Genomic DNA, 22,857 nt, shown 5'->3' with positions numbered 1-22,857 from the left:
AGCGGTCATTGGCGCAGACGCAGCGAAAGCTCACTAAGTCCGCAAAGCCGCCGTTTCAATCTGCCCTACGGGTCAACTTCAACCACCCCGATCTGGTTCAAAATCCGTTCTAACTCAGACCGCGTTTCATCAAAGCTCCCAGCCTTGATCTTGTCAAAACGTATACGCAGCGCCTTTTTCTCATCGCCCTTGCAGTCATTCCATGGGCGCCCTTGCAGCGCCATATGCAAGACGTAGTAGCCGATGAAATGAGGCTTCGATCCAGCTTCAAGCATCTTGGTATAGGCCGCATCTGCGCCAAGCGCGCGCAATTCCTCTGCTGTGGTGATGCCTGCGGATTTCAACGACGCCTCAAACGCGGGGCCGATATTTTTGATGGATGTCAGCGCTGCCATGCCCCGATTGTATCGGGACTGGGAAAAAAGGCCAGTGAGGTCAGCGGTGGATCGGGGAGGGCGATCCTGCGGCAGCGGCCTCACCGGCCAAAGACGTCTCGTAAACCTTAGATACTCGCGAAATCGGTATAAACGGGTGTCTGCGGTTTGCCTTGCATCTGCGGTGCCGGGGTCGCGGGTTTCGGCGCTGCAGGGGCAGGCGGCGTATTGGGTTTTGCTGTGGCCATTTGTCTGGTCCTTAAGCTTATGCGTGACTTTACACTACTGAACGTAGTTGCAATCTGACGAGAGGGTTGGCCCGCAACATGCTTGTGACGTGACAAAAATGTGACCAATGGGTCAGGTTTTAGGACTTTCCGCGCCGGGGGGCTGCGTTGCCACCTTTGCCTAAGCCCTTGCGCGGCTTGGCTTTTCCGCCCGGTGGAACGAACCTTTTTGAGGTATCTTTGGCGTTACCGGCAGGTTTGCCGCCTGGCTTTCCGCCACCGCCCCCACGGGGTTTTGTGTCAGAGTTGTAACCGGATTTGCCCTTTGGGCCCGGTTTCTTGCCGTCGGATTTGCCTTTGTAAGGTGGCTTGCCGCGCTTTTCGGTCAGTGCTTCGCCGTGATCACGGCGGGCTGGCTTGTGGCGTGGCTTGCGCCCTTTATAGTCGTCAGCCGCACCGGGGATCGGTTGAATTGCAGCAACATCATCTTGTTGCGATGGCGGTGGCGGGGCCTGATCGCGCGGCGCGTTTCGTTTGGGTTTGTCACCGTAGTCACGCTTTGGTTTGCCGCCTTGCTTGGGCCTGTCATCATAGTCGCGTTTGGTTTTGCGCGGGCCGCGTTCGCCCAGTTGCGGCGCGCCATCCAGCGCTTTGAGCGTGCCTTGATTTTCCAACTTCATGTCGCTGCCCACGGATTTCAGGAAACCCGGGACGGCGGGGGCAGAAATTTCGATGAAGGCTTCATTGGGCTGAATGCGGATCGCGCCAATTTCGTTCTTGGTAATGCCCCCGGCCTTGCAGATCATCGGCAATAGCCAGCGCGCCTCGGCCTTGCCTTCGCGTCCGATGTCGATGCTGAACCATTTGGATGGGCCAAAGGATTTTGCCTCGCGCGGTTTGCGTTCCTTGGCGGCAGGGCCGTCTTTGTATTCTGAGATAAATTCAGGTGCCGATTGCTTGCCTGCATAAAGGCGCAGGTAGGCGGCGGCAATTTTTTCCGCGTCGTGCTGGTCCAGCAGGCGTTTGGCAAAGGCTTGTTCGTCTTCGGTGAAATCGGCGGACCATACCTCATCCGTCAGTAGGCGTTCTTCGTCGCGGGCCTGCACCTCTTCGGCTGTGGGCGGTGTGGCCCAGGTCGCCGTCAGCTTGCCCCATTTCAGCAGGTTTTCACCGCGCCGTTTCATTTTCGCAGGCACGATCATCGCCGAAATCCCCTTGCGCCCTGCGCGGCCAGTCCGGCCAGAGCGGTGCAGCAGGGTTTCTGCGTTGGTGGGCAATTCGGCGTGAATGACCAATTCTAGGTTTGGCAGGTCGATGCCACGTGCCGCGACATCTGTTGCCACACAGACCTTGGCGCGGCCGTCGCGCATGGCCTGCAGCGCGTTGGAGCGTTCGGATTGGGTCAGTTCGCCAGACAGGGCCACAACCGAGAAACCCCGGTTCGACAACCGCGTCGTCAGCCGTGTGACCATCGCACGGGTGTTGGCAAAAACGATGGCGTTGGGTGCATCATAATAGCGCAAGACGTTGATGATGGCTGCGTCTGTGTCATGGTTGGCGACAGATAGCGCGCGGTATTCAATATCGCTGTGCTGCTTTTCCTTGGTGGCGGTCGCGATGCGCACGGCGTCGCGCTGGTAGGATTTTGCAAGGGTCGCGATCATCGGCGGCACGGTGGCCGAAAACATCAGGGTGCGGCGCTCGGGTGGTGCTTCGCCCAGAATGAATTCGAGGTCTTCGCGGAAACCCAGATCAAGCATCTCGTCGGCTTCGTCCAGCACAACGGCCTTGATATCGGACAGATCAATCGTGCCGCGCATGATGTGGTCGCGAAGGCGGCCCGGGGTGGCCACGACGATATGCGCACCACGTTCCAGGCTGCGCCGTTCATCGCGGAAATCCATGCCGCCGACGCAAGACGCGAGGGTAGCACCTGCACCTGCATAAAGCCACTGAAGCTCGCGTTTGACCTGTAGGGCCAATTCGCGGGTTGGGGCGATGATCAGCGCATGCGGGCGACCCGCAGGGCCAAACGTGCCGTCCTCGGCCAAGATTGTCGGCCCAATCGCCAGTCCGAAACCAACGGTTTTGCCTGACCCGGTTTGTGCCGATACTAAAAGATCCTGACCAACAAGCGCATCATCCGTCACGGCCTCCTGCACAGGTGTCAGGTCGGTATAGCCTTGTTTGGCAAGGGCATCGGCGAGGGTCGTGATCATATCAATAGGCTTTCTGGCGGCGTCAGACCTGCGCCCTACGCCTGTAGTCCGTGTTTGTATAGTGTAAATAGCGGGTGCCGCTGCGTTTGACACAGCTGTGCATCAGGTCAGCCGTTTGAAGAGCTGTGGGCGTGTGCCACGCCTAGCGGCGGGATGGTTTCTGGGGCGAGATGGGTTTTGGTTCATCATCGGCCGGGGCATCGGTTTGCAGAAACTCGTCCAGTGTGTTGAGCACATCGGCGAACGCGGCGTCCTCTTCGGTTTGCGGTTCCGTGGCTTGCGCTGGTTCAGACGCGCTGGCTGGCATTTCGATTGCGTCGCCGTCAACCGCCTCTGCGTCGAAGGTTTGGTGGCCGTCAGTGATCATATGGGACCCGACTTTGAATTTGCCGGATCGTTGTGTCAGCAGTTCGCGGGCCCGTGCCTCGGCGCGGCGGACGCGGACGGCTGTCAAAAATGCCTCTTGCAGGGTTTGTGATGACGCGCCCAGAATTTCGCCGATGGTGTCCACGATGTGATCATCGCCGGACATGCGTGCATCCGCCAAGGTCAAATCGGCAAGTTCACCAGCAACAGTTTGGACGTAGCTATCGGCCATGGTTAGCGCGTGTTCTCTGTCAGGCGGCGGCGTACGTAGGTGCGCACAGTGTCGATCATAGGGTCCATATGCGGATCCTCAAAGAAGTGTCCCGCGCCTTCCATTTCATCATGTGTAATCGTGATACCCTTTTGTTCGTGCAATTTGTTCACAAGGCTGACGGTATCGGCAGGTGGGGCGACCCGGTCATTGGACCCATTGATGATCAGACCCGATGACGGGCAGGGCGCCAGAAAGCTGAAGTCGTACATATTGGCCGGTGGGCTGACCGAGATAAAGCCCGTAATTTCTGGCCGGCGCATCAACAGCTGCATCCCAATCCATGCGCCGAATGAAAAGCCTGCAACCCAGCAATGTTTGGCATTGTTATTCATGGACTGCAGATAATCGAGGGCAGAGGCCGCATCAGACAATTCGCCGACCCCTTGATCGTATTCGCCCTGACTGCGGCCTACGCCACGAAAGTTGAAGCGCAGCACGGTGAAACCCATGTTGTAGAATGCGTAGTGCAGATTATAGACCACACGGTTGTTCATGGTGCCGCCGAACTGCGGGTGCGGGTGCAGTACGATCGCAATCGGCGCGTCCCGGTCTTTTTGCGGGTGATAGCGGCCTTCAAGGCGACCTTCGGGTCCGGGAAAGATGACTTCGGGCATACGTGTTTTCCGTTACTGCTATTGGTCCTTGTCGCATTCTTGACGAAAATGCTTGGACACCTTAGAAAGATTCTAAACTAGGGCGATGGCCTTAATTGTCGTGGTCACGGTGGAGTAATGATGCAGCACCGCGCCGTCAATGAAATTACGCCTGTATTTCGGGGGGATGCTGATGAAACTAAGCACCAAAGGCCGCTATGCGATGGTCGCTTTGGCTGATCTGGCGCTGCAAGACGGCAATGCGCTGGTGAATCTGACCGAGATTTCGAAGCGTCAGGATATTTCGTTGCCCTATCTTGAGCAGCTTTTCGTCAAGCTACGCCGTGCGGGATTGGTAGATTCTGTGCGGGGGCCGGGTGGTGGATACCGTTTGGCGCGGCCTGCCGCAGATATTCGGGTGTCTGAGATTTTGGGTGCGGTGGATGAAACCGTATCAGCCATGCATAAAGGGGCAGGGGCGTCCGGTGCGGCCTCCGGTTCGCGTGCGCAGTCGATGACGAACCGGTTGTGGGAAGGATTAAGCGCGCATGTTTATGTGTTTTTGCATCAGGCGCGGTTGTCCGATGTGGTGAGCAATGAATTGGCCCCGTGTCCGGCGGTGCCAGCGTTGTTTGAAGTGGTTGATGAGGTGACATAAGGGGCGCTGCCCCCGGCCTTCGGCCTCCCCCGAGGTATTTTTGAACATGAGAAGATATGAGAACCTATCTGGATCATAATGCGACCACGCCTTTGCGGGCAGAGGCGCGGGCGGCGATGATTGCGGCGATGGATGTGGTCGGCAACCCGTCTTCTGTGCATGCTGAGGGGCGTGCGGCGAAGGGGATTGTTGAAACGGCGCGTGCGCAGATTGCCGATGCCGTTGGCGCGTCCGGTGCGGATGTGGTGTTTACGTCTGGAGCGACCGAGGCGGCGGCGCTGGCTTTGGCGGGCCGTGGATTGCATGCGGCCCCGATTGAACATGAAGCGGTGCATGCTTGGGTTGATCCATGTTTACCGGTTGTGCATGGCGCGGTGCAGGTGGATGATCCGGCGGGGTCTGCGGTGCAATTGGCGAATTCTGAGACAGGGATTGTTCAGGCATTGCCGCGAGGATTGGCCGTCAGCGACATTACCCAAGGCTTTGGCAAAGTGCCCTTTGCGTTTTCGTGGTCTGGCATCGGGATGGTTTTTCTGTCCGCCCACAAGTTTGGTGGCCCCAAAGGTGTTGGCGCGTTGATCTTTCCACAAGGCACTGATGTTGCAGTTCAAATCAAAGGGGGCGGGCAGGAAATGGGCCGCCGGTCCGGTACCGAAAACGTGATTGCGATTGCTGGCATGGGTGCTGCTGCGGCGGCTGCACAGGCTGATTTGGCAGCAGGAAAATGGGACCGGGTTGCCAAACTTAGAAATATTCTAGAAACAGCCATTGAGGCCGCCGAAAAGAGTACTATTTTTGTCGGGAAAGGGTTGGATCGTCTGCCGAACACCAGTTGTTTCGCCTCACCGGGGTGGAAAGGCGAAACGCAAGTGATGGCGATGGATCTGGCGGGTTTTGCCGTATCAGCAGGCTCTGCCTGTTCCAGCGGCAAGGTCAAGACAAGCCGGGTGCTACAAGCACTGGAATTGAGCGATGAGGTGGCATCAAGCGCAATTCGCGTGTCACTGGGCATCGAGACGACGGAAGATGAGGTCATGCAATTTGTGCAGGCCTGGAGCGAAAAAAGAGCGCGGCGCAGGGCCGCTTGAGAGGATGACAAGATGACAGCTTTGGATACCGTTGAGGTCAAAGAAGGCGTTGATCAGGACACCGTGGATGCGGTCAAGGAACTCTCTGGCAATTATAAATACGGCTGGGAAACCGAGATCGAGATGGAGTATGCGCCTAAGGGCGTGAACCCCGATATCGTGCGTCTGATTTCATCCAAGAATAAAGAACCAGAGTGGATGACCGAATGGCGTTTATCGGCCTTTGAACGCTGGGAAAAAATCGAAGAACCCACATGGGCGATGGTCAATTATCCTGACATCGACTTTCAGGACATCTATTACTATGCGCGTCCCAAGAGCATGGAAGAAAAGCCGAAGTCCTTGGATGAGGTCGATCCGAAATTGCTCGCCACCTACGAAAAACTGGGCATCCCACTGAAAGAGCAGATGATTTTGGCGGGTGTTGAAGGTGCCGAGGATGCGCCTGCCGAGGGCCGCAAGGTCGCTGTGGATGCGGTGTTTGATAGTGTGTCTGTGGGCACGACCTTTCAGGCTGAACTGAAGAAAGCGGGTGTAATCTTTTGCTCGATCTCCGAGGCGATTGAGAACCACCCTGAGCTGGTGAAGAAGTATCTGGGCACCGTCGTGCCGCCGTCTGACAACTTTTATGCCACGTTGAACTCGGCTGTCTTTTCCGATGGGTCCTTTGTCTACATTCCGCCGGGTGTGCGCTGCCCGATGGAGTTGTCCACCTATTTCCGCATCAATGCCGAAAACACCGGCCAGTTTGAGCGGACGCTGATCATCGCCGATAAGGGGTCATATGTGTCCTATCTTGAAGGCTGTACTGCGCCCAAGCGTGATACAGCCCAGCTGCACGCGGCTGTGGTTGAAATTATCATCGAGGAAGATGCCGAGGTGAAATATTCCACCGTCCAGAACTGGTATCCCGGTGATGAGGATGGCAATGGCGGTATCTATAACTTTGTGACCAAACGCGCAGATTGCCGCGGTGACCGGTCCAAGGTGATGTGGACGCAGGTGGAAACGGGGTCAGCTGTGACTTGGAAGTATCCAAGCTGCATTTTGCGCGGCGACGACAGCCAAGGCGAGTTTTATTCCATCGCGATCGCCAACAATATGCAGCAGGCCGATACCGGCACAAAGATGGTGCATCTGGGCAAGAATACGAAATCGCGGATTGTGTCCAAGGGCATCAGCGCGGGTAAGGCGCAGAATACCTATCGAGGTTTGGTGTCGATGCACCCCAAGGCGCAGGCGTCGCGCAATTATACCCAATGCGACAGCCTGCTGATTGGCGACAAATGCGGGGCGCACACGGTGCCTTACATCGAGGTCAAGAACAATTCGTCCCGGGTGGAACATGAGGCGACAACATCTAAGGTCGATGACGATCAGCTGTTCTATTGCCGCTCGCGCGGGATGGACGAGGAAGAGGCCGTCGCCTTGGTCGTGAACGGGTTCTGTAAGGAAGTGCTGCAAGCGCTGCCGATGGAATTTGCGATGGAAGCGCAGGCGCTGGTCGCGATTTCGCTGGAAGGCTCTGTCGGCTAGTGATGCCACACGTTAACCACGATATTTGTCGCGTCACCGTCACGGCGCGGCCCATTTCTTGCCCTAGTTCGATGCCATTAAGCATTGAACAAGCAATTCATGGGATCGTGGCGCATGGGCATGGTGAAGCAGGATATCAACGACTTCAACGCGCGGGTAAAGCGGATCAAGAACCCACGCAACAAGTCGTATTACGATCCCGACTTGGGGATGCATATCCCCAAACGCGTGCCGCGCGACCAGATCAAGAAAAAGGTGCAACACGACGAGGATTCGTATCTGGGCAAATTTATTGTCGCTATGGTCATCGGCGCCGTGGCGCTGATGTTCGCGCAGGTGGTACGGATCCGGTTCTTTGGCCTCAGCCTCGACAGCGACGTCATGCTGGCGCTGGAGCTTTTTGTGGCATTTTGGGCCATGCTTTTGTTGTCAACATTGCTGCGCAAGCGTCATATCTTCGATCGGATCGGCCAGTTGGCGGGTATCGGTGCGATGATGGTGGCCGGGCACAACCTGATCTGGCGGTGGCCAGAGCAGATGGCGTATATCTACACCGACGCGCATGTGCAGCAGGTTTTGCAGCAGACCGAAGAATTAAGCCTGGTTTGGGGTGCGGCCGTACTTACCCTTTAGGGCAATCCAGCACTGATGCAGCCGTTTGTGACGGTGGAGGTGCCTCATGAAAGTGATGGCCGCCATCCGCACGAATATGTGGACGCAAGCAGAGATTGATCTGCTAGAGCGCCTGAAGCATGTCTTTGGCGATGATGTTGCTGTTGTTTTCCACAACCGTACCGACGCGTTGAACCTTGATGTGCCGATTATCGACATCAACGACGACTGGGTGCAGGCGCAAGGCCTGCGGATTACGCCGGACTGGGGTTGGCGGTGTGGCGATTATTTTTACTATGCGCTGCGGCAGGCCTTTCCGAAATATGATAACTATTGGCTGATCGAACCGGATGTCGTGTTTACCGGTGATCCGACATCGCTGTTTAGGGCAGCCGAAGCGGATCATTGTGATATACTTGGCGTTAGTCCGTCGCCGTTTAACCAGCCTTTGCACCGTTTCACCCAAGCCCTAAAACCGCTTGAGCCGCATCGCGCGATCTTTGCCTTGACGCGGTTTTCGGGCCGTGCCCTTGATCGGTTGTTTGCACTGCGCCAAGAGACATCAAAGCAAAAACTGCGGGCGTTCAATGTTCCGAATGATGAGCTGTTTACTTTTACTTATGCGCATGCTGACCCGGAATTGACGATTGGTGATTTGGTTCCGCTTGCCCCCGCATGGTTTGTCAACGGTTCGGTTGAAACCGATCCGAATATCTTGATCCACGCCATCAAAAATGATCCTGACCTTCGCGACAGCGTCTTTCATCCTGTGCTGCAAAAAGAGGTGTTCAAGACCAAGCTGGCGGCACGTATGGCCAAAGGAAATGGGTTCATCAAACGTAGTACCAAATCATTTTCGCACCTGCAGGACAGTGACCTGGAGGACATTGCAGAAGCTGCAAAGCAACGCCTTTTGGTGGCGTTGCGGCATGTGCACACCATTGCTGGTCCGCCAGGCCAATAAGGAATAAGACCGGTGGCTGATCTTTTTGACGGACGCCTGAAACAACATCGCGGTTGTACCGCCCGCAGAAATATAAGGAGCATGACATGCTGAACATCAAAGGCCTTGAGGTCAAACTGGAAGAAGAAGACAAGCAGATCCTCAAGGGTGTCGATCTGAAAATCGAACCCGGTACGGTGCATGCAATCATGGGGCCGAATGGATCTGGCAAGTCGACGCTGTCTTATGTGCTGTCTGGCAAGGACGGCTATGAAGTGACGGGCGGTTCTGCAGCCTTGGAGGGTGAAGACCTGCTGGGTATGGAACCCGAAGAGCGCGCGGCAGCGGGTCTTTTCCTTGCATTCCAATATCCTGTTGAAATCCCCGGCGTGGGCAACATGACGTTCCTGCGGACGGCTGTGAATGCGCAGCGCAAAGAGCGTGGCGAAGATGAGATGAGCGCGGCTGATTTCCTGAAAGAAGTTCGCGCCAAAGCAAAGAGCCTTAAAATTGATGCGGATATGCTGAAACGCCCCGTGAATGTGGGTTTCTCTGGTGGTGAGAAAAAGCGCAATGAAATCCTGCAGATGGCCATGCTAGAGCCAAAGATGTGCATCTTGGATGAAACGGACTCCGGGCTGGACGTTGACGCCATGAAACTGGTGTCCGAAGGCGTGAATGCCCTGCGTTCTGAAGGCCGATCTTTCCTTGTGATCACACACTATCAGCGCCTGCTGGACCATATTAAGCCTGATGTCGTGCATATCATGGCCGATGGTCGCATCGTGAAATCCGGCGGCCCGGAACTGGCGCTTGAAGTTGAAAACAATGGCTATGCCGATATTTTGGCAGAGGTGGCCTGATGGCGTTGGCGAAGCTGAAAATAGAGACCACAGAGGCGCGATTGGCCGATGTGGAGGTGCCGCAGGACGGCGCTGCTTGGGGTAATGCGGCGCGGGCAGATGCGATGGCGCGTGTGCGCCAGATGGGCCTGCCGACAAAGCGTGATGAGTATTGGAAATATACCGATCCAACGTCTTTGACGACGCTGGCTGCGCCAGAAGCCGCCCTTTTTCGCAATGACGAAGGCCCGCTTTTCGATGCCGTTGACCGAGTGAAAATTGTCTTTGTCGACGGTGTTTTTGATTCCGAAGCTTCGGACGATCTAAGCGCGGAAGGGGTTGAGATTGACCGCCTTGCGGATGCAATGACCACCGATATTCATTGGGCCAAAGACCTTTATGGCGTTTTGGAATCCCGCGGGCAGACGCCGGTGGACCGCCCCTTAGCGGCGTTGAATACAGCGCTTGCAACTGATGGCGTGGTGATCCGTGTGACAGGCAAGGCCACCAAGCCGATCAACTTTATCTACCTGCATAAAAACGTGTCGTCCGACGCGATTTTGCACAACATGGTCAAGGTTGAAGCGGGCGCCGAGGTCACGCTGTTGGAAACGGGCCCGGCTGCGGCGCGTTTTTCAAAACTGCTTGAGGTTGACGTGGCCGAAGGCGGCACCTTTCACCATATCCGTGCCCAAGGGCGCGATCATGAACGCCGGGCTGTAACGCATTGTTTTGCAAGAATTGCGGCCAATTCAACGTTCAAATCCTTTACGCTGACATTCAACGGTGTGCTGACACGTAATGAATGCGTCTTGGAAATTGTTGGCGATGATGCGGTGGCGCATGTGGCTGGCGTTTGCGTCGGCGACGGCACTGATTTTCATCACGACGATACGGTATTCATCACCCATGACGCGTTGAACGGCGAAAGCCGTCAGGTGTTCAAAAAGGTGTTGCGCAACGGGGCGACAGGCGTGTTCCAAGGTAAGATTTTGGTCAAGGCCGGCGCGCAAAAAACCGATGGCTATCAGATCAGCCAATCGCTTTTGCTGGATGACGACAGTGTCTTTCTTGCCAAGCCAGAGCTGGAAATCTACGCCGATGACGTGGCCTGTTCACATGGCTCGACCTCTGGTGCGATTGATGAAACTGCTTTGTTTTATCTGCGCTCTCGCGGTGTGTCGCATGACGACGCCCGCAATTTGCTGACCTTGTCGTTCCTGGCCGAGGCTTTGGACGAGATTGAAGACGAAGGATTGTCAGAAGAACTGCGGGACCGGCTGGAAGGCTGGCTGTCACGGCACAGCTAATGCCTGTCACAAACGACATAGTACGGACCTGGCGCAGGCCGCGTGCCGTGATGCGCGATTTGCTGGGGCAGGGTCGGCGTGAAGACCGTGCGATCATGTACCTTATGGTCAGTTGTTTTCTGATCTTCGTGGCGCAATGGCCGCGCCTGCGGCGTGTGGCCGATGGATACGAGCCATCGCCATGGCCACCAGAAATGAACTTTGAGGGGATGATGACCTATACGTTCTTCAGCGCGGTTATTATTCTGCCGCTGTTCATGTACGGCGTCGCGGCCCTGTCGCACCTGATTGCAAAGGTTTTTGGCGGCAAAGGCAGCTGGTTCGGCGCACGTCTTGCATTGTTTTGGACGTTGCTGGCGACGTCGCCGCTTTTCTTGTTTTACGGGCTGGTGCGTGGGTTGATCGGGCCGGGCAGTCAGGCCGCACTTGTTGGTGTGATTGGTGCGGTTGTGTTTCTTATCATATGGGTTCAAACCTTGCGCGAAGCTGAAAGCAAAGCATGACACTAGATTTTCAAACATGGATGCGGGCCGTCTGGATCAGCATCATGGAGCCGTCTGACAGCGCGCGCAAAGTCATCGAAATGAACGTTCCACGGGATGCGTTATGGACGGGTTTGGCGCTTGTTGCTGTGCTCAACGTGATCCTTGTGGTGCTGTTGCAAATGATCTCGCCTGCGCCGGTGGCCTTTCAGGAAGAAGCTTTTGCCGTGTCGCCCTTCGGGTTTGTTGCGATCATCAGCATCTTTCTGGTGATGTTTGTGTTCGGCATTTTCTACGCAGGCCAAATCATGGGTGGGGCAGGCACTTTGCATGGCTCGCTTACCATCATTGTCTGGTTCCAATCTATCAGCCTGACACTTGAGGCGGTTCAGGTCGTGCTTGTTCTGATCAGCCCTGCGATTGCATCGATCTTTGGGTTGTTGTCATTGGGCGCTTTGATCTGGTGTTTCATGAATTTTATCAATGTGCTGCATGCCTTTAATAATCTTGGAAAGGCGCTTGTCGCGGTCTTTCTGGCATTGATCGGCACAGCCCTTTTGGCGGGCATCGCATTGGCTATCTTGGGCATTGGCCCAGCAGGGGGTGTCGCATGAGCCTTGATATTGCAAAAATCCGTAGTGATTTTCCGATCCTGTCGCGCGAGGTGAACGGCAAGCCGCTGGTCTACCTTGACAATGGGGCCTCTGCCCAAAAACCGCAGGTGGTGATTGATGCGGTCACGCGTGGCTATGGCGAAGAATATGCCAATGTGCACCGCGGTTTGCATTACCTGAGCAACCTGTCCACGGAACGCTATGAAGGCGTGCGCGGGATTATCGCGCGCTTTCTGAATGCGCCGTCCGAAGATGACATCATCATCAATTCCGGCACCACCGAAGGCATCAATATGGTGGCCTATGGCTGGGCCATGCCGCGTATGCAAGCCGGCGATGAAATCGTCCTGTCGATTATGGAACACCACGCCAATATCGTTCCGTGGCATTTTCTGCGCGAACGCATGGGCGTTGTGATCAAATGGGTTGATGTGGATGCCAATGGCGATCTGGATCCCCAGAAGGTGATTGATGCGATTGGACCAAAGACCAAACTGGTGGGCGTGACTCATATGTCCAACGTGTTAGGCACAGTAGTGGACGTCAAAGCAATTACGGCAGGCGCCCATGCGAAAGGCGTGCCTGTCTTGGTCGATGGCAGCCAATCGGCCGTGCATATGCCCGTTGATGTGGCGGATATCGGCTGTGATTTTTACGCGATTACGGGACACAAGCTTTATGGGCCATCCGGCTCTGGTGCTATTTATGTCACCAAAGAACGTATGGCTGAAATGCGTCCGTTCATGGGGGGTGGTGACATGATCCGCGATGTGACACGCGATGCGGTCACATGGAATGATCCACCGATGAAGTTTGAGGCGGGCACACCGGGGATCGTGCAGACGATTGGTCTGGGTGTGGCGTTGGAATACATGATGGATATCGGCATGGATCAGATCGCTCTGCACGAACAGAGTTTGCGCGATTATGCCCGCGACCGGCTTGATGGGCTAAATTGGCTGAATGTGCAGGGGCAGTCGGCCACAAAGGGCGCGATCTTTTCGTTCACGCTGGATGGTGCTGCACATGCGCATGATATCTCAACCGTGTTGGACAAAAAGGGCGTCGCGGTCCGCGCAGGCACCCATTGCGCAATGCCATTGATGGAAAGCATGGGCGTGGGGGCGACCTGCCGCGCGTCTTTTGGCGTGTATAACACCACCGACGAGGTTGATGTGCTGATTGATGCGCTTGAACTATGCCATGATCTTTTTGCCTAAGATGCGTCATTGCCGTTGCGAGGGGCAGGGCGCACAGCTATAGACACATCTAAGCACCCGTAGCTCAGCTGGATAGAGCGCTGCCCTCCGAAGGCAGAGGCCAGAGGTTCGAATCCTCTCGGGTGCGCCATTTCATAGACCGAGTGTTTTCAGTCGCGCCATTTGTCGCTGTGCTAATGCATCAACCTCTGATCTGCTTACCGCACTCAGTGATGCGCCGGGTTTGCGCAAGCTGTCGTGCGCAATGACACCGCGTTGCGCCAGCGTGTATTTGCGGATCGCCAGCCCCAGCCCCGGTTGTGCCTCATAGCGCACCATAGGCATATAGGCGTCAAAGATGTCGCGGGCGTGATCCAGATCTTTGCCATTGTAGGCGCGCACGACCTGCGCCATCATTTCGGGGTAGGCAAAGCCGGTCATCGCCCCGTCCGCACCGCGCAGCATCTCTTCCAGCAGATAAAGTCCACCGTTTCCGCACAGGATCGAAATGCGCCGGGCCCCAGCGTCAGAGGCGGCGCGCAACGTGCTGATCTTTTCCAGACCGGGCCAGTCTTCATGTTTGAGCATCACACAGGTCGGGCAGTCTGCCACGATTTGCAGGATTACTTTGGTCGGGATCACCACATTCGTGACCAGTGGAAAGTCCTGCAACACGAAAGGGGCATCGCCCAGCACCTCGGCAGTGTTGTGATAATAGGTCAGTATCTGATCGTCTGTTTTCAGGCTGCCGGGGGGCGCGACCATGACGCCTGCCGCACCAAGGTCCATCGCCGCATCGCTGAGTGTTTTCATCGCCGCAAATCCTGGGGCCGAAACGCCCACGACAATCGGCACTGTGCTGCGTGCTGTGACACGTTTGACCACAGCGATGGATTCGTCGGCTGTCAATTTGCCAGCTTCACCCATCATGCCAAGGATCGTCAGGCCGGTTGCGCCTTTCTCGATGTAGAAATCAACCATGCGATCGACGCTGTCCCAATCCAAAGACTCATCGGGCAGGAAGGGTGTGACTGCAATGGTAAAGACCCCTTTGGCGGTTTCATCCAGCATCATTGGTTCCTTTATGGCTGAGGTTCAGGGCAATCTGGCCAAGCGCCATCGCGACGGCCGCTTGGCAGGGTTCGACAATGGGTAGTCCGGTTTCAATCTCCAGCGCACGGCGATAGTGCGCCATCCCAGCGCATCCCATAATCAGCACATTGGCCCCGTCTTCGTCGCGCAGGCGTTTGCCAGTGGCAATCATCGCACCAAGGCTTTTGTCCGCGTCAGCGAGGTCGGCCACCGAAAGGCCCAATGCGCGGTCACCGGCGAGCCTGTCCAATACGCCCATAGCGCCAAAGGCGCGTAAATGGCGGGGGATCGACGCGGGCCGTATCGCAATCACACCAAAGCGCTGCCCAAGTGTGAGGGCGGTCATCACGGCGGCTTCCTGAATACCGATGACGGGCAAGGCCGTTTGGTCGCGCAGTGCGTGCAGCCCCGGATCGCCGAAGCATGCGATGACGTAACCTGCCGCGTCCTTTTGGCTGGCGGCAAGGCGCAGCATGGGGCCAATCGTCATGTCGCCTTGTTGCTGGGTTTCGATGCCCGGTGGCCCCTCTTTCAGGGTCAGACAGCGGATGGGCGTGCCGAATTTGCGCAAAGGGTCGATGGCCAGTTTGATCCCATCTGTCACGGTCTGCGAGGAGTTGGGGTTGATAACAATCAGTGTGTCGCCACTCATGCGCCGACCCGCGTCGCTGTTTGGATTTCAACCTGATAGCCTTCGGGATCGTTGAACACAAAGGCGCGGATGCCGATTTCATCATTGATGAAAAGCTCTGACAGACCGTCGAGGTTTTCTTCCTTTGCGTAGGAATACCACGCGTCCACATCCGGCACGCGGATGCATAGCTGCACCGTTTTCACCGGCTGCCATTTGTTCATACCGCGGGTTTCATCAACCAAGCCGACATGCGCGCCGGGGCAGATTTCGTAGATTTTGCACCAGCCCTGATCAATGGCCAGAGGCAGGCCAAGCACGTCTTCATAAAACCGCATCGCCGTGGGCAGGTCGCGGTAATAGAGAAAGGTGATGGCAAGGGTGTTTGGTGTGTCGGGGCGGGGCATGTCTATCCTTGGCGTTGGGGTTCAGTGGGTTGCGCGGCCAATGTCGGGCGGTCAATCCAGGCGCCGCTGCCGGGTTTGGCGGTGAACGCACAGTTTTGAACGATCTGCGTGCCGCGCAGCCAGACATCAGTGGGCCAGCCGGTAATCCTGCGTCCAACCCACGGGTTATAGCCGACGTTGTCGTGCAGATCATTCGCGCCATAGGTGACGATTTTTCGGGATCCCAAAGCGTGATATCGGCATGCATGCCCACAGCAAGGCGGCCTTTGTTTGCAGCCCGTAGATTTCGGCAGGCGCGGTTGCTGTGAGTTTGGCGAATGCCTCTGGCCCGCCGCGTCCTTGGCTGACCATTGCATCGAACATCAGTGGCAGGCGTGTTTCCAGCCCCGGTAAACCGTTGGCGATATCTTGAAAGGCGGCATCAGGCCCGGCCGAAAGTTTGCCGGTTTCATCATAGCGGTAGGGCGCATGATCTGAAGAGACGACTTGCAGGTCACCTGTGTTCAGCGCATCCCACAAGGCCTCTTGATCGGCTGCTTGTCGTTGCGGGGGTGAGCACATCCATTTAGCACCCTCCAGCCCGTCTTGATGTAGGATGTCTTCGGTCATGAATAGATAATGGGGGCAGGTTTCGGCCCAGATCGGTGCGCCACGCGCACGGGCGGCACGCACGGCAGCGGCCCCTTCAGTGGTGGAGACATGAAAGATCATCACCGGTTGCCCAAGGTATTCGGCAAAGCGGCACATGCGCTCAATCGCTTCGATTTCCGCCATGCGCGGATGGGATGCGGCATGATAATGCGGTGCGGTTTTGCCAGCGGTGATCAGGGCTTCTTTTGCCTCTGCGATGATGGCGTCGGTTTCGGCGTGTACACACACCAACGCGCCCTGCGCGCGTGCGATTTGCATGGTGCGCAGGATTTCTGCATCGGAGAGTTGGATGTTGTAAGTGGTGAAGACTTTGATCGAACGGTGGCCTGCTTTGATCAGGTTTGCCAGATCATCCGCAAAGTTGGGCACGTCGGTATCGCTGACAATCATATGAAACGCATGGTCAATCATCGCGCCGCGCTTTGCCAACGCGGCATAGTCTGCCACCGTGTCAGACAGCTTGGCCCCTTTGGCCTGTGCTGCAAACGAAATGACGCTTGTAGTGCCACCCATCGCGGCAGAGCGTGTTGCGCTTTCAAATGTATCGGCGTTCATCACACCCATGCCGGACATTTGTTCAATATGTGCGTGGGGGTCGACGCCGCCGGGCATGACGAATTTGCCGGTGGCATCAATGGTCTGGGTCGCTGCGCCAAGCTGCGGGCCAATTGCGGAAATCACCTGACCCCGGATGCCCAGATCGCCGGTGACGATGCCCGTGGGTGTCACAATCTGGCCGCCAGTGATCAGCAGGTCAAATGGATCGGACATGGTGACGGCTCCGCAGGAATAGTTGGTTGCCTTATGTTGCCCGCCAGATCACCGCTTTCGCAAGCGCTTTAGGCGCTATTGTCCGGTTTATCGTGTGTCTTTTTCAAATCACTTACCGATGCGCGCCCGATCATATGTGCACCAATCGGTGATGTCAGCATCAAGAACACGATGATCGCCACAACACGGGCGGTGATTTCCATTTCTTGCAGGAAAATCGCACCCGCGATCAGGATCAGGCTACTGCCAAGAACGCCGGCTTTGGTGGATGCGTGCATCCGCATCAACACGTCTGGCAGGCGCAATATGCCGATGGCTGCGATCAATGCAAAGAAACCACCCAGTAGCAAAAAGATCGAGATGATGATCTCTGTCATGCGTCGTCTCCGTTCTGGCGCACATCGCGACGTTCGGCATAGCGGGCCAGCGCCACGGTCGCCAGAAAACCAACCAGCGCCAGCACAAGGGCCACGTCCAGCATGGCAAAGACCCCGGTGGCAACGGCCACCACACCACATACTGCGATGATCAGGATCGTCATCATGTCCAATGCGACAACGCGGTCAGCAAGGGTCGGGCCCTTCGCCAAGCGGATAAAAGCGATAGCGAGTGATAGCATGACCATCACGAAGGTCGCGTAAATCGACCAATCCAAGATTTCTGCGGGTGTCATGCTTCGAATACCTCTTTCACCATACGTTCCATGCCGGATTTCAGGCTGTCGATCACCTCTTGCGGATCGTCTGCAAACATTGCGTGTACGATCAATGTCTTGCGATCGGGTGTCACATCAAGGCTTAGCGTGCCGGGCGTCAGCGAGATCAGATTGGTGACCAGCAGGATTTCAATATCTGATTTGACATCCAGCGGCATTTCCAAAATCGCGGGGTTGCTGTGATCGGTCGGCGTCAGCACGTCATATGCGACGCGGATACTGGACACGCAAAGATCGTAAATGAAGAACAGGATCAGCCGCACGATCCGGTAAGCGCGCAGGTAATATCCACTAGGCCCGCCAAAAAGTGGTTGTGCCACCCAAAGCGTTAGAAACCCAATCACAAAACCAAAGGCAATTTGTGTCAGTGTAAAGCTGCCCCAGAACCCGGCCCAGACCACAGCCAGCAGAAGGTTAAGAAGAAACAGGTTCATGGCGTTTCCCCCAATACGGTGGTGATATAGGCGGTTGGGTCCAGCAGTTGTGCGGTCGTGCGTTCAGCGAAGATCACAAAAGGTTCGGGGTTCAGACCGATGATGATCGTAAGGATCGCAAGGCCCGCCACAGGAATGATTTGTGCGGGCTTGTTGGGCAGCGTTTTCAGATCTGGTTCGATCCCATCGGGGTGCGGTTTCCAGAACGCCTCGGCCCAGATTTTGGTCATCGAATAAATCGTCATCAGCCCCACGGCAAGGGCGATGAAGGCCACAAACCACATCTCAACATCCAGCGTTGCTTTGACGATGATGTATTTCGCCCAGAACCCAGACAGTGGCGGGAAACCTGCCAGTGAAAACGCGGGGATCAGGAACAGGATGGCCAGGAAGGGGGCGGATTTGTAAAGGCCGCCAATCTGGTAAACTTCCGTGCCGCCTGTCAGTCGCTTTGCGATACCCGCAATCAGGAAAAGGTTCGCTTTCACGATGATGTGGTGCACCAGATAGAAGACCGCGCCGACCAAGGCGAGTGGCGTCATCAATGCCAGCCCAAGGATCATATAGCCGATCTGGCTGATGATGTGGAACGACAGAATTTTGCGAAAATCAGATTGTGCCGCGGCACCCAAGACGCCGATTACCATGGTAAAACAGGCGACCCAGAGAAGTACCGTATGCGTGAACCCGATATCATGGTCAAAAACCATCGTGAACATGCGGATCAAAGCGTAGACGCCAACCTTTGTCAGCAGACCCGCAAAGACGGCTGAAACCGCAAAACTGGGCGTGTGATAAGCGGCGGGTAGCCAGAAGAAGAGCGGGAAGACGGCGGCCTTTACACCGAAGGCCACCATGAACATCATGGCCACAACCGTCAGTAAGCCTTGGTTTTCGACCTCTTCGACCTTCAAGGCCAGATCGGCAAAGTTCAGCGTGCCGGTCATGCCGTAAAGCAGGCCGATACCGGTCAGGAACAGAATTGTTGAGATCAGGTTGAGCGCCACATATTTCACGCCGCCGTCAATTTGTTCTTTCCCGCCATTGAGGATCAACAGGCCGAAAGAGGCGATCAACATCACCTCAAACCAGACATAAAGGTTGAACAGATCGCCGGTCAGGAAGGCGCCTGTCACCCCTGCCAACAAGATTTGGAACAGGGCATGATAGCCCAGTTTTGCCTGCCGTTCGGTGATGTCGCTCAAGGCGTAAATCGCCACCGCAAAGCCTGTGATCGCCGTGATCAGCACCATGACCGCCGACAACAGGTCAGCCACCAAGGTAATGCCGAAAGGTGCAGGCCAATTGCCCATTTGCCCTGCAATTACACCTGCGTCCAGCACCACCGCCATCAGCGCGATGGACGCAATCAGCCCAAGCCCCGATCCAATGATCGACACCCATGCGCCCAGCGGCGAGGACCGCAGCAAATACGCGATGATCGACGCCACAAAGGGAATGACCAGAGGAAGGGTAAGATACCAGCTCATGTCTTAGTTTTCTTTAGGTTCGGCGACGCGCATCTCGTCGGTATTCAGGGTGCCAAGGCTTTGGTAAGCGCGGAAGGCAAGGATGAGGGCAAAGGCAAAAAGGCCAAAGCCGATAACAATCGCAGTTAGCACCAGCGCCTGGGGCAGGGCGTTCGCCACGTCACCGATAGGCGCGTCCATGCCATCGGGCACCAATGGCGGGGCGCCCGGTGTCAGGCGTCCACCGACAAAGATCGTCAGGTTGGCGGCATTCGACAGCAAGATCAGGCCAAACAGGAACCGCAGCAGATTGCGGGCCAGCATCAGATAAACCGCAGAGGCCACCAGAATGCCGATCAAAACAGAAAGTAATTGTTCCATCAGACAGCCTCCTCTAGCGAAAAGGCAATCGACAGGATTGCGCCCAAAACCACCAGATACACACCGATGTCAAAAATCAAAACGGTGGACAGGGGGATACCCTTGTCATCCTCGGTCTCGCCAATAAACAGCCATTGCCCGGTGAACAGCGCGTCACCCCATAACGCCGCCATAAGGCCCGCGAACAAGGCAATGCCAAGCCCCGCACCGGCAATGCTGCCGGGGTCAAACCGCAGCGCCTTGCGCGCGTCAGCGGTGCCGCAGGCAATCGCGTAGACAACGAACCCGGTCGCGGCGATTAGCCCGCCGATAAACCCGCCACCGGGCGCATTATGCCCGCGCAGCAGCATGTAAGCTGAGAAAACCAACAAAAGGACCGCTTGCAGGCGTGCGCCCGCGATCAGGATGACAGAGTTCATTGTTCTTCCTCCTCAGGCTTGGCTTTGAGCAGGGCAAAAATGCTGATTGCGGCAATCAGGACAACCGCGATTTCGCCAAAGGTGTCCAGCGCGCGGAAATCGACAAGGATCACATTGACGATGTTCTGGCCAAATGCCTCGGGCCAGCTGGCAGTTTCAAAGAACGTGGTCAATTCACGATCAATCGGGCCGGTCGTCACTTTCAGCAAAATAACGGTTGTGACAACACCAAGACCGATCGCGATCAGGGCGTCCAACCAGCGCTTGCGCAGCGGCTCTGGCGTCAGATGCGGCAGTTTCAGCGCCGCGGCCGCGAAAAGAACAACCACAAGCGTTTCGACCAACAGCTGGGTAATCGCCACGTCAGGCGCGCTGTAAAGGATAAAGATCATCGCCATGCCAATGCCAACCACACCAAGACCCGCGATGGCCGTGATGCGTGAATTGGTCACAAGGGTCAGGATCGCCCCCAAAAGCACCAGCACAAACACCAGCCAATCCCACAATTCCACCTGCGGCACACCCATGGCCGGGATACCAGTGCTGCGGAACCATAGTGTAACGGCAAGGACGACAAGTGCGGTGCCGAACGTCACAACCATGTAATGATACAGAACACCTGTCTGGATCATCCGCGTCAGCGCCTTTGAACCAGAGGCGATACCCGCCATCAGTTTGTCCCAGCCATTATCAAAGCTTGGACCGCGCGTGGTCATGCCGATCAGGATCTCGCGTAGTTTCTGTTTGTAGAAATAGAGCGTGAAGCCCAGCACAAAGGTTGCGATACTTAAGAACAGCGGCAAATTCACGCCCGCCCAAAGCTGCAACTCTTTTGCATCCTCCGCATTGCCGATGATCGCCGCGACGGTTGGGTTGACCAAAGTCGTGGCCAGCGTTTCAGGGAAAATCCCAAAAAATGCACCCAAGATGGCAAGGACCACAGGGCCGACAAGCATCGGCCAAGGTGCTTCTTTGACGTTGGGAATGGGTGTGCCTGACTTGCTCCAGAAGGGACGGAAAGACACAATACCGGCGATGGTAACCATCAGCGCGCTTGATATTAGAACAGCGCCAGCCACAAAGATCGGCTCTGATGCGACCGCAATGGCGCCAGCATATTTCAGCTCTTTCCCGATGAAGCCCAAGAAGGGTGGGAAGCCTGCCATCGAAAACGCCGCGATCGCCGCAGCCGTCGCGGTGATTGGCAAGGCACGGGCAAGCCCAAAAAGACTATTGGCATCACGTGTACCTGTCTGCGCATCCAGAATGCCAACGACAAGGAATAGTGCTGCTTTATAAAGCGAATGCACCACAAGAAAGGTCGCGGCGGCCGTAATCGTATACCCGCTTTCGTTGCCTAACAGCAGCGTCAGCGCGCCAAGTGCCATGAGCGTTGTATAGGCTAAGGCCAGTTTCAGATCGGTTTGGCGCAGGGCCATGACGGACGCAAAAACCATCGTAATCGCGCCAAAAACCGTCAGCGTCCAAAGCCAGAAATCAGTACCAGCCAGTGACGGATGCGTGCGTGCCATCAGATAGACGCCCGCTTTTACCATCGTGGCGGAATGCAGATAGGCGCTGACCGGGGTAGGTGCCGCCATGGCATTGGGCAGCCAAAAGTGAAATGGCATCTGCGCCGATTTGGTAAATGCACCAGCCAGCACCAACAGCACGATGGGCAGATACATCACGCTGTCTTTCAGGACACCGTCCATCGCGTTAATCTCTGACATCTCGAACGTGCCGGCGGTGGTGCCGATCAAGATGATGCCTGCCAGCAATGCCAGCCCGCCTACGCCTGTCATCATAAGAGCCTGTAAGGCAGAGCGGCGCGCCTTGACGGTGTCATGACTAAAGCCGATCAGCAGGTAGGACGTAATTGTCGTCAATTCCCAAAAAACAAACAGTGCCAATAAGTTATCGGATATAACTAATCCGATCATGGCCAGCATAAAGCTTGTTAGATAAAGTGAGAAACGGGCCTGATGGACGTGACCAGCCAGATAACGCGCGGAATATAGCATCACCAGCGCGCCGATCCCGGTGATCAACAGTGCAAAGGTCAGGCTAAGCCCGTCAATATAGATACTGACATTGACCCCAAGGCTTGGCACCCATTCCCACACATAGCGCAGCGTATCACCGCCGCCGATCACCGGGATCATCTGGGCGAACCAGATGAATAAACTGCCAGCGATGATAACAGGAATAAGGCCGGCGGGCGTCATCCAGCGAGTAGGCGTTGAAGTATCCAAAGTGATATTCCGGTCAGCAATAATTATACGCTTAGAGGTGAGTTAGCGTCTTTCAAGGCACAGGCAACAAACGCGTTGGGCGATATCATCAGCCATCTTGGCGCGGGTTGATCCACAGGTACCACTACAGATAATCGTATGGGTTTACCATTAGCGTCAGTTTGACGGTTTTCTGTTCGCTGCATTTTTGCCCCCAACCTGCTTTTGTTTATGCGCGACGCGCAAGTCTTTGCAAGGCCGTGTCTTTCTTTACCAACCTGCGACTGGATGTAGCACCTTCATTGATATAGGGAAG

Annotated in this window: 26 protein-coding genes and 1 tRNA gene; 11 read left to right on the top strand and 16 right to left on the bottom strand. The window is 56.0% G+C overall.

Annotated elements, in window-relative coordinates; all coding sequences use genetic code 11:
* Window positions 1-65 precede the first annotated feature (65 nt).
* The 4 genes from RCCS2_RS15675 to RCCS2_RS15660 form a co-directional block, all read right to left on the bottom strand.
* On the bottom strand, window positions 66-395 hold the full coding sequence (locus RCCS2_RS15675) for a TfoX/Sxy family protein (RefSeq protein WP_008236032.1): 330 nt from the start codon (window positions 393-395) through the stop codon (window positions 66-68).
* 346 nt (window positions 396-741) lie between these two features.
* Window positions 742-2,820, bottom strand: a complete 2,079-nt coding sequence (locus tag RCCS2_RS15670) for a DEAD/DEAH box helicase (protein ID WP_008236022.1) — start codon at window positions 2,818-2,820, stop codon at window positions 742-744.
* Window positions 2,821-2,962: 142 nt separating this feature from the next.
* The gene (locus tag RCCS2_RS18735) at window positions 2,963-3,418 is read right to left on the bottom strand and encodes a hypothetical protein (RefSeq protein WP_008236004.1); all 456 of its coding nucleotides are present in this window, start codon (window positions 3,416-3,418) and stop codon (window positions 2,963-2,965) included.
* A 2-nt stretch (window positions 3,419-3,420) separates the two neighbouring features.
* Window positions 3,421-4,074, bottom strand: a complete 654-nt coding sequence (locus RCCS2_RS15660; protein WP_008236002.1) for an alpha/beta hydrolase — start codon at window positions 4,072-4,074, stop codon at window positions 3,421-3,423.
* Between the two features lie 172 nt (window positions 4,075-4,246).
* Here RCCS2_RS15660 and RCCS2_RS15655 point away from each other — a divergent pair, with 172 nt between their 5' ends.
* The 11 genes from RCCS2_RS15655 to RCCS2_RS15605 all read left to right on the top strand — a co-directional run bounded on the left by RCCS2_RS15655 (window position 4,247) and on the right by RCCS2_RS15605 (window position 13,488).
* Window positions 4,247-4,711 (top strand): Rrf2 family transcriptional regulator, encoded by a 465-nt coding sequence (locus RCCS2_RS15655; RefSeq protein WP_008236001.1) that lies wholly within the window; start codon window positions 4,247-4,249, stop codon window positions 4,709-4,711.
* Between the two features lie 56 nt (window positions 4,712-4,767).
* Complete coding sequence (locus RCCS2_RS15650; RefSeq protein ID WP_008236000.1) at window positions 4,768-5,799, top strand: cysteine desulfurase family protein; 1,032 nt, start codon at window positions 4,768-4,770, stop codon at window positions 5,797-5,799.
* 12 nt (window positions 5,800-5,811) lie between these two features.
* Entirely contained in the window at window positions 5,812-7,335 is a 1,524-nt protein-coding gene (gene sufB, locus RCCS2_RS15645; protein WP_008235999.1) for a Fe-S cluster assembly protein SufB, read from the top strand.
* Between the two features lie 120 nt (window positions 7,336-7,455).
* Window positions 7,456-7,968 (top strand): hypothetical protein, encoded by a 513-nt coding sequence (locus RCCS2_RS15640; RefSeq protein WP_198007057.1) that lies wholly within the window; start codon window positions 7,456-7,458, stop codon window positions 7,966-7,968.
* Window positions 7,969-8,014: 46 nt separating this feature from the next.
* Window positions 8,015-8,911, top strand: coding sequence for a hypothetical protein (locus RCCS2_RS15635; protein WP_008235997.1), 897 nt, complete (start codon window positions 8,015-8,017; stop codon window positions 8,909-8,911).
* 86 nt (window positions 8,912-8,997) lie between these two features.
* Window positions 8,998-9,753 (top strand): Fe-S cluster assembly ATPase SufC, encoded by a 756-nt coding sequence (sufC, locus tag RCCS2_RS15630; RefSeq protein ID WP_008235996.1) that lies wholly within the window; start codon window positions 8,998-9,000, stop codon window positions 9,751-9,753.
* Window positions 9,753-11,042, top strand: a complete 1,290-nt coding sequence (locus tag RCCS2_RS15625; RefSeq protein ID WP_008235995.1) for a SufB/SufD family protein — start codon at window positions 9,753-9,755, stop codon at window positions 11,040-11,042. The genes sufC and RCCS2_RS15625 overlap by 1 nt, the downstream gene beginning before the upstream one ends.
* Window positions 11,042-11,545 (top strand): YIP1 family protein, encoded by a 504-nt coding sequence (locus tag RCCS2_RS15620; RefSeq protein ID WP_008235994.1) that lies wholly within the window; start codon window positions 11,042-11,044, stop codon window positions 11,543-11,545. The genes RCCS2_RS15625 and RCCS2_RS15620 overlap by 1 nt, the downstream gene beginning before the upstream one ends.
* Window positions 11,542-12,138, top strand: coding sequence for a YIP1 family protein (locus RCCS2_RS15615; protein ID WP_008235993.1), 597 nt, complete (start codon window positions 11,542-11,544; stop codon window positions 12,136-12,138). Before RCCS2_RS15620 ends, RCCS2_RS15615 begins: the two co-directional genes overlap by 4 nt.
* A complete protein-coding gene (locus RCCS2_RS15610) occupies window positions 12,135-13,358 on the top strand; it encodes a cysteine desulfurase (RefSeq protein WP_008235992.1) in 1,224 nt (407 codons plus the stop codon). Before RCCS2_RS15615 ends, RCCS2_RS15610 begins: the two co-directional genes overlap by 4 nt.
* Before the next feature lie 53 nt (window positions 13,359-13,411).
* Window positions 13,412-13,488, top strand: a tRNA-Arg gene (locus RCCS2_RS15605).
* A 2-nt stretch (window positions 13,489-13,490) separates the two neighbouring features.
* Here RCCS2_RS15605 and RCCS2_RS15600 read toward each other — a convergent pair.
* The 12 genes from RCCS2_RS15600 to mbhE form a co-directional block, all read right to left on the bottom strand.
* A complete protein-coding gene (locus RCCS2_RS15600; protein WP_008235991.1) occupies window positions 13,491-14,411 on the bottom strand; it encodes a dihydrodipicolinate synthase family protein in 921 nt (306 codons plus the stop codon).
* Window positions 14,398-15,081 carry an aspartate/glutamate racemase family protein gene (locus RCCS2_RS15595; RefSeq protein ID WP_008235990.1) on the bottom strand — a complete coding sequence of 228 codons (684 nt, stop codon included), beginning with the start codon at window positions 15,079-15,081 and terminating at the stop codon, window positions 14,398-14,400. The genes RCCS2_RS15600 and RCCS2_RS15595 overlap by 14 nt, the downstream gene beginning before the upstream one ends.
* Window positions 15,078-15,467: a VOC family protein gene (locus RCCS2_RS15590; protein ID WP_008235988.1), complete on the bottom strand. Its 390-nt coding sequence runs from the start codon at window positions 15,465-15,467 to the stop codon at window positions 15,078-15,080. The genes RCCS2_RS15595 and RCCS2_RS15590 overlap by 4 nt, the downstream gene beginning before the upstream one ends.
* Window positions 15,468-15,469: 2 nt before the next feature.
* Complete coding sequence (locus tag RCCS2_RS18730; RefSeq protein WP_008235986.1) at window positions 15,470-15,694, bottom strand: D-hydantoinase; 225 nt, start codon at window positions 15,692-15,694, stop codon at window positions 15,470-15,472.
* Complete coding sequence (gene hydA, locus RCCS2_RS15585) at window positions 15,657-16,889, bottom strand: dihydropyrimidinase (RefSeq protein ID WP_008235984.1); 1,233 nt, start codon at window positions 16,887-16,889, stop codon at window positions 15,657-15,659. The genes RCCS2_RS18730 and hydA overlap by 38 nt, the downstream gene beginning before the upstream one ends.
* Before the next feature lie 68 nt (window positions 16,890-16,957).
* On the bottom strand, window positions 16,958-17,266 hold the full coding sequence (gene mnhG / locus RCCS2_RS15580; RefSeq protein ID WP_008235982.1) for a monovalent cation/H(+) antiporter subunit G: 309 nt from the start codon (window positions 17,264-17,266) through the stop codon (window positions 16,958-16,960).
* The gene (locus tag RCCS2_RS15575; protein WP_008235981.1) at window positions 17,263-17,562 is read right to left on the bottom strand and encodes a monovalent cation/H+ antiporter complex subunit F; all 300 of its coding nucleotides are present in this window, start codon (window positions 17,560-17,562) and stop codon (window positions 17,263-17,265) included. Before RCCS2_RS15575 ends, mnhG begins: the two co-directional genes overlap by 4 nt.
* A complete protein-coding gene (locus RCCS2_RS15570; RefSeq protein ID WP_008235979.1) occupies window positions 17,559-18,038 on the bottom strand; it encodes a Na+/H+ antiporter subunit E in 480 nt (159 codons plus the stop codon). The genes RCCS2_RS15575 and RCCS2_RS15570 overlap by 4 nt, the downstream gene beginning before the upstream one ends.
* Entirely contained in the window at window positions 18,035-19,528 is a 1,494-nt protein-coding gene (locus RCCS2_RS15565) for a Na+/H+ antiporter subunit D (protein WP_008235977.1), read from the bottom strand. The genes RCCS2_RS15570 and RCCS2_RS15565 overlap by 4 nt, the downstream gene beginning before the upstream one ends.
* Before the next feature lie 3 nt (window positions 19,529-19,531).
* Window positions 19,532-19,888: a Na+/H+ antiporter subunit C gene (locus RCCS2_RS15560; RefSeq protein WP_008235975.1), complete on the bottom strand. Its 357-nt coding sequence runs from the start codon at window positions 19,886-19,888 to the stop codon at window positions 19,532-19,534.
* The gene (locus RCCS2_RS15555) at window positions 19,888-20,307 is read right to left on the bottom strand and encodes a Na+/H+ antiporter subunit B (RefSeq protein ID WP_008235974.1); all 420 of its coding nucleotides are present in this window, start codon (window positions 20,305-20,307) and stop codon (window positions 19,888-19,890) included. Before RCCS2_RS15555 ends, RCCS2_RS15560 begins: the two co-directional genes overlap by 1 nt.
* Entirely contained in the window at window positions 20,304-22,535 is a 2,232-nt protein-coding gene (gene mbhE, locus RCCS2_RS15550) for a hydrogen gas-evolving membrane-bound hydrogenase subunit E (protein WP_008235972.1), read from the bottom strand. Before mbhE ends, RCCS2_RS15555 begins: the two co-directional genes overlap by 4 nt.
* Window positions 22,536-22,857: the final 322 nt, after the last annotated feature.

Source organism: Roseobacter sp. CCS2, from assembly GCF_000169435.1.
Lineage (GTDB): Bacteria > Pseudomonadota > Alphaproteobacteria > Rhodobacterales > Rhodobacteraceae > Yoonia.
This window is presented reverse-complemented; position numbering and strand designations above follow the sequence as displayed.

Coding starts and splice junctions, on each gene's coding strand:
- RCCS2_RS15565 (WP_008235977.1), bottom strand. CDS start 19,528: ATGAGCTGGTATCTTACCCTTCCTCTGGTCATTCCCTTTGTGGCGTCG.
- RCCS2_RS15590 (WP_008235988.1), bottom strand. CDS start 15,467: ATGCCCCGCCCCGACACACCAAACACCCTTGCCATCACCTTTCTCTAT.
- RCCS2_RS15625 (WP_008235995.1), top strand. CDS start 9,753: ATGGCGTTGGCGAAGCTGAAAATAGAGACCACAGAGGCGCGATTGGCC.
- RCCS2_RS15670 (WP_008236022.1), bottom strand. CDS start 2,820: ATGATCACGACCCTCGCCGATGCCCTTGCCAAACAAGGCTATACCGAC.
- RCCS2_RS18735 (WP_008236004.1), bottom strand. CDS start 3,418: ATGGCCGATAGCTACGTCCAAACTGTTGCTGGTGAACTTGCCGATTTG.
- RCCS2_RS15660 (WP_008236002.1), bottom strand. CDS start 4,074: ATGCCCGAAGTCATCTTTCCCGGACCCGAAGGTCGCCTTGAAGGCCGC.
- RCCS2_RS15675 (WP_008236032.1), bottom strand. CDS start 395: ATGGCAGCGCTGACATCCATCAAAAATATCGGCCCCGCGTTTGAGGCG.
- RCCS2_RS15640 (WP_198007057.1), top strand. CDS start 7,456: ATGGTGAAGCAGGATATCAACGACTTCAACGCGCGGGTAAAGCGGATC.
- RCCS2_RS15570 (WP_008235979.1), bottom strand. CDS start 18,038: ATGAACCTGTTTCTTCTTAACCTTCTGCTGGCTGTGGTCTGGGCCGGG.
- sufB (WP_008235999.1), top strand. CDS start 5,812: ATGACAGCTTTGGATACCGTTGAGGTCAAAGAAGGCGTTGATCAGGAC.
- hydA (WP_008235984.1), bottom strand. CDS start 16,889: ATGTCCGATCCATTTGACCTGCTGATCACTGGCGGCCAGATTGTGACA.
- RCCS2_RS15595 (WP_008235990.1), bottom strand. CDS start 15,081: ATGAGTGGCGACACACTGATTGTTATCAACCCCAACTCCTCGCAGACC.
- RCCS2_RS15600 (WP_008235991.1), bottom strand. CDS start 14,411: ATGATGCTGGATGAAACCGCCAAAGGGGTCTTTACCATTGCAGTCACA.
- RCCS2_RS15620 (WP_008235994.1), top strand. CDS start 11,042: ATGCCTGTCACAAACGACATAGTACGGACCTGGCGCAGGCCGCGTGCC.
- RCCS2_RS15655 (WP_008236001.1), top strand. CDS start 4,247: ATGAAACTAAGCACCAAAGGCCGCTATGCGATGGTCGCTTTGGCTGAT.
- RCCS2_RS15560 (WP_008235975.1), bottom strand. CDS start 19,888: ATGGAACAATTACTTTCTGTTTTGATCGGCATTCTGGTGGCCTCTGCG.
- RCCS2_RS15635 (WP_008235997.1), top strand. CDS start 8,015: ATGAAAGTGATGGCCGCCATCCGCACGAATATGTGGACGCAAGCAGAG.
- sufC (WP_008235996.1), top strand. CDS start 8,998: ATGCTGAACATCAAAGGCCTTGAGGTCAAACTGGAAGAAGAAGACAAG.
- mnhG (WP_008235982.1), bottom strand. CDS start 17,266: ATGACAGAGATCATCATCTCGATCTTTTTGCTACTGGGTGGTTTCTTT.
- RCCS2_RS15575 (WP_008235981.1), bottom strand. CDS start 17,562: ATGACACCCGCAGAAATCTTGGATTGGTCGATTTACGCGACCTTCGTG.
- RCCS2_RS15615 (WP_008235993.1), top strand. CDS start 11,542: ATGACACTAGATTTTCAAACATGGATGCGGGCCGTCTGGATCAGCATC.
- RCCS2_RS15610 (WP_008235992.1), top strand. CDS start 12,135: ATGAGCCTTGATATTGCAAAAATCCGTAGTGATTTTCCGATCCTGTCG.
- RCCS2_RS15650 (WP_008236000.1), top strand. CDS start 4,768: ATGAGAACCTATCTGGATCATAATGCGACCACGCCTTTGCGGGCAGAG.
- mbhE (WP_008235972.1), bottom strand. CDS start 22,535: ATGACGCCCGCCGGCCTTATTCCTGTTATCATCGCTGGCAGTTTATTC.
- RCCS2_RS15555 (WP_008235974.1), bottom strand. CDS start 20,307: ATGAACTCTGTCATCCTGATCGCGGGCGCACGCCTGCAAGCGGTCCTT.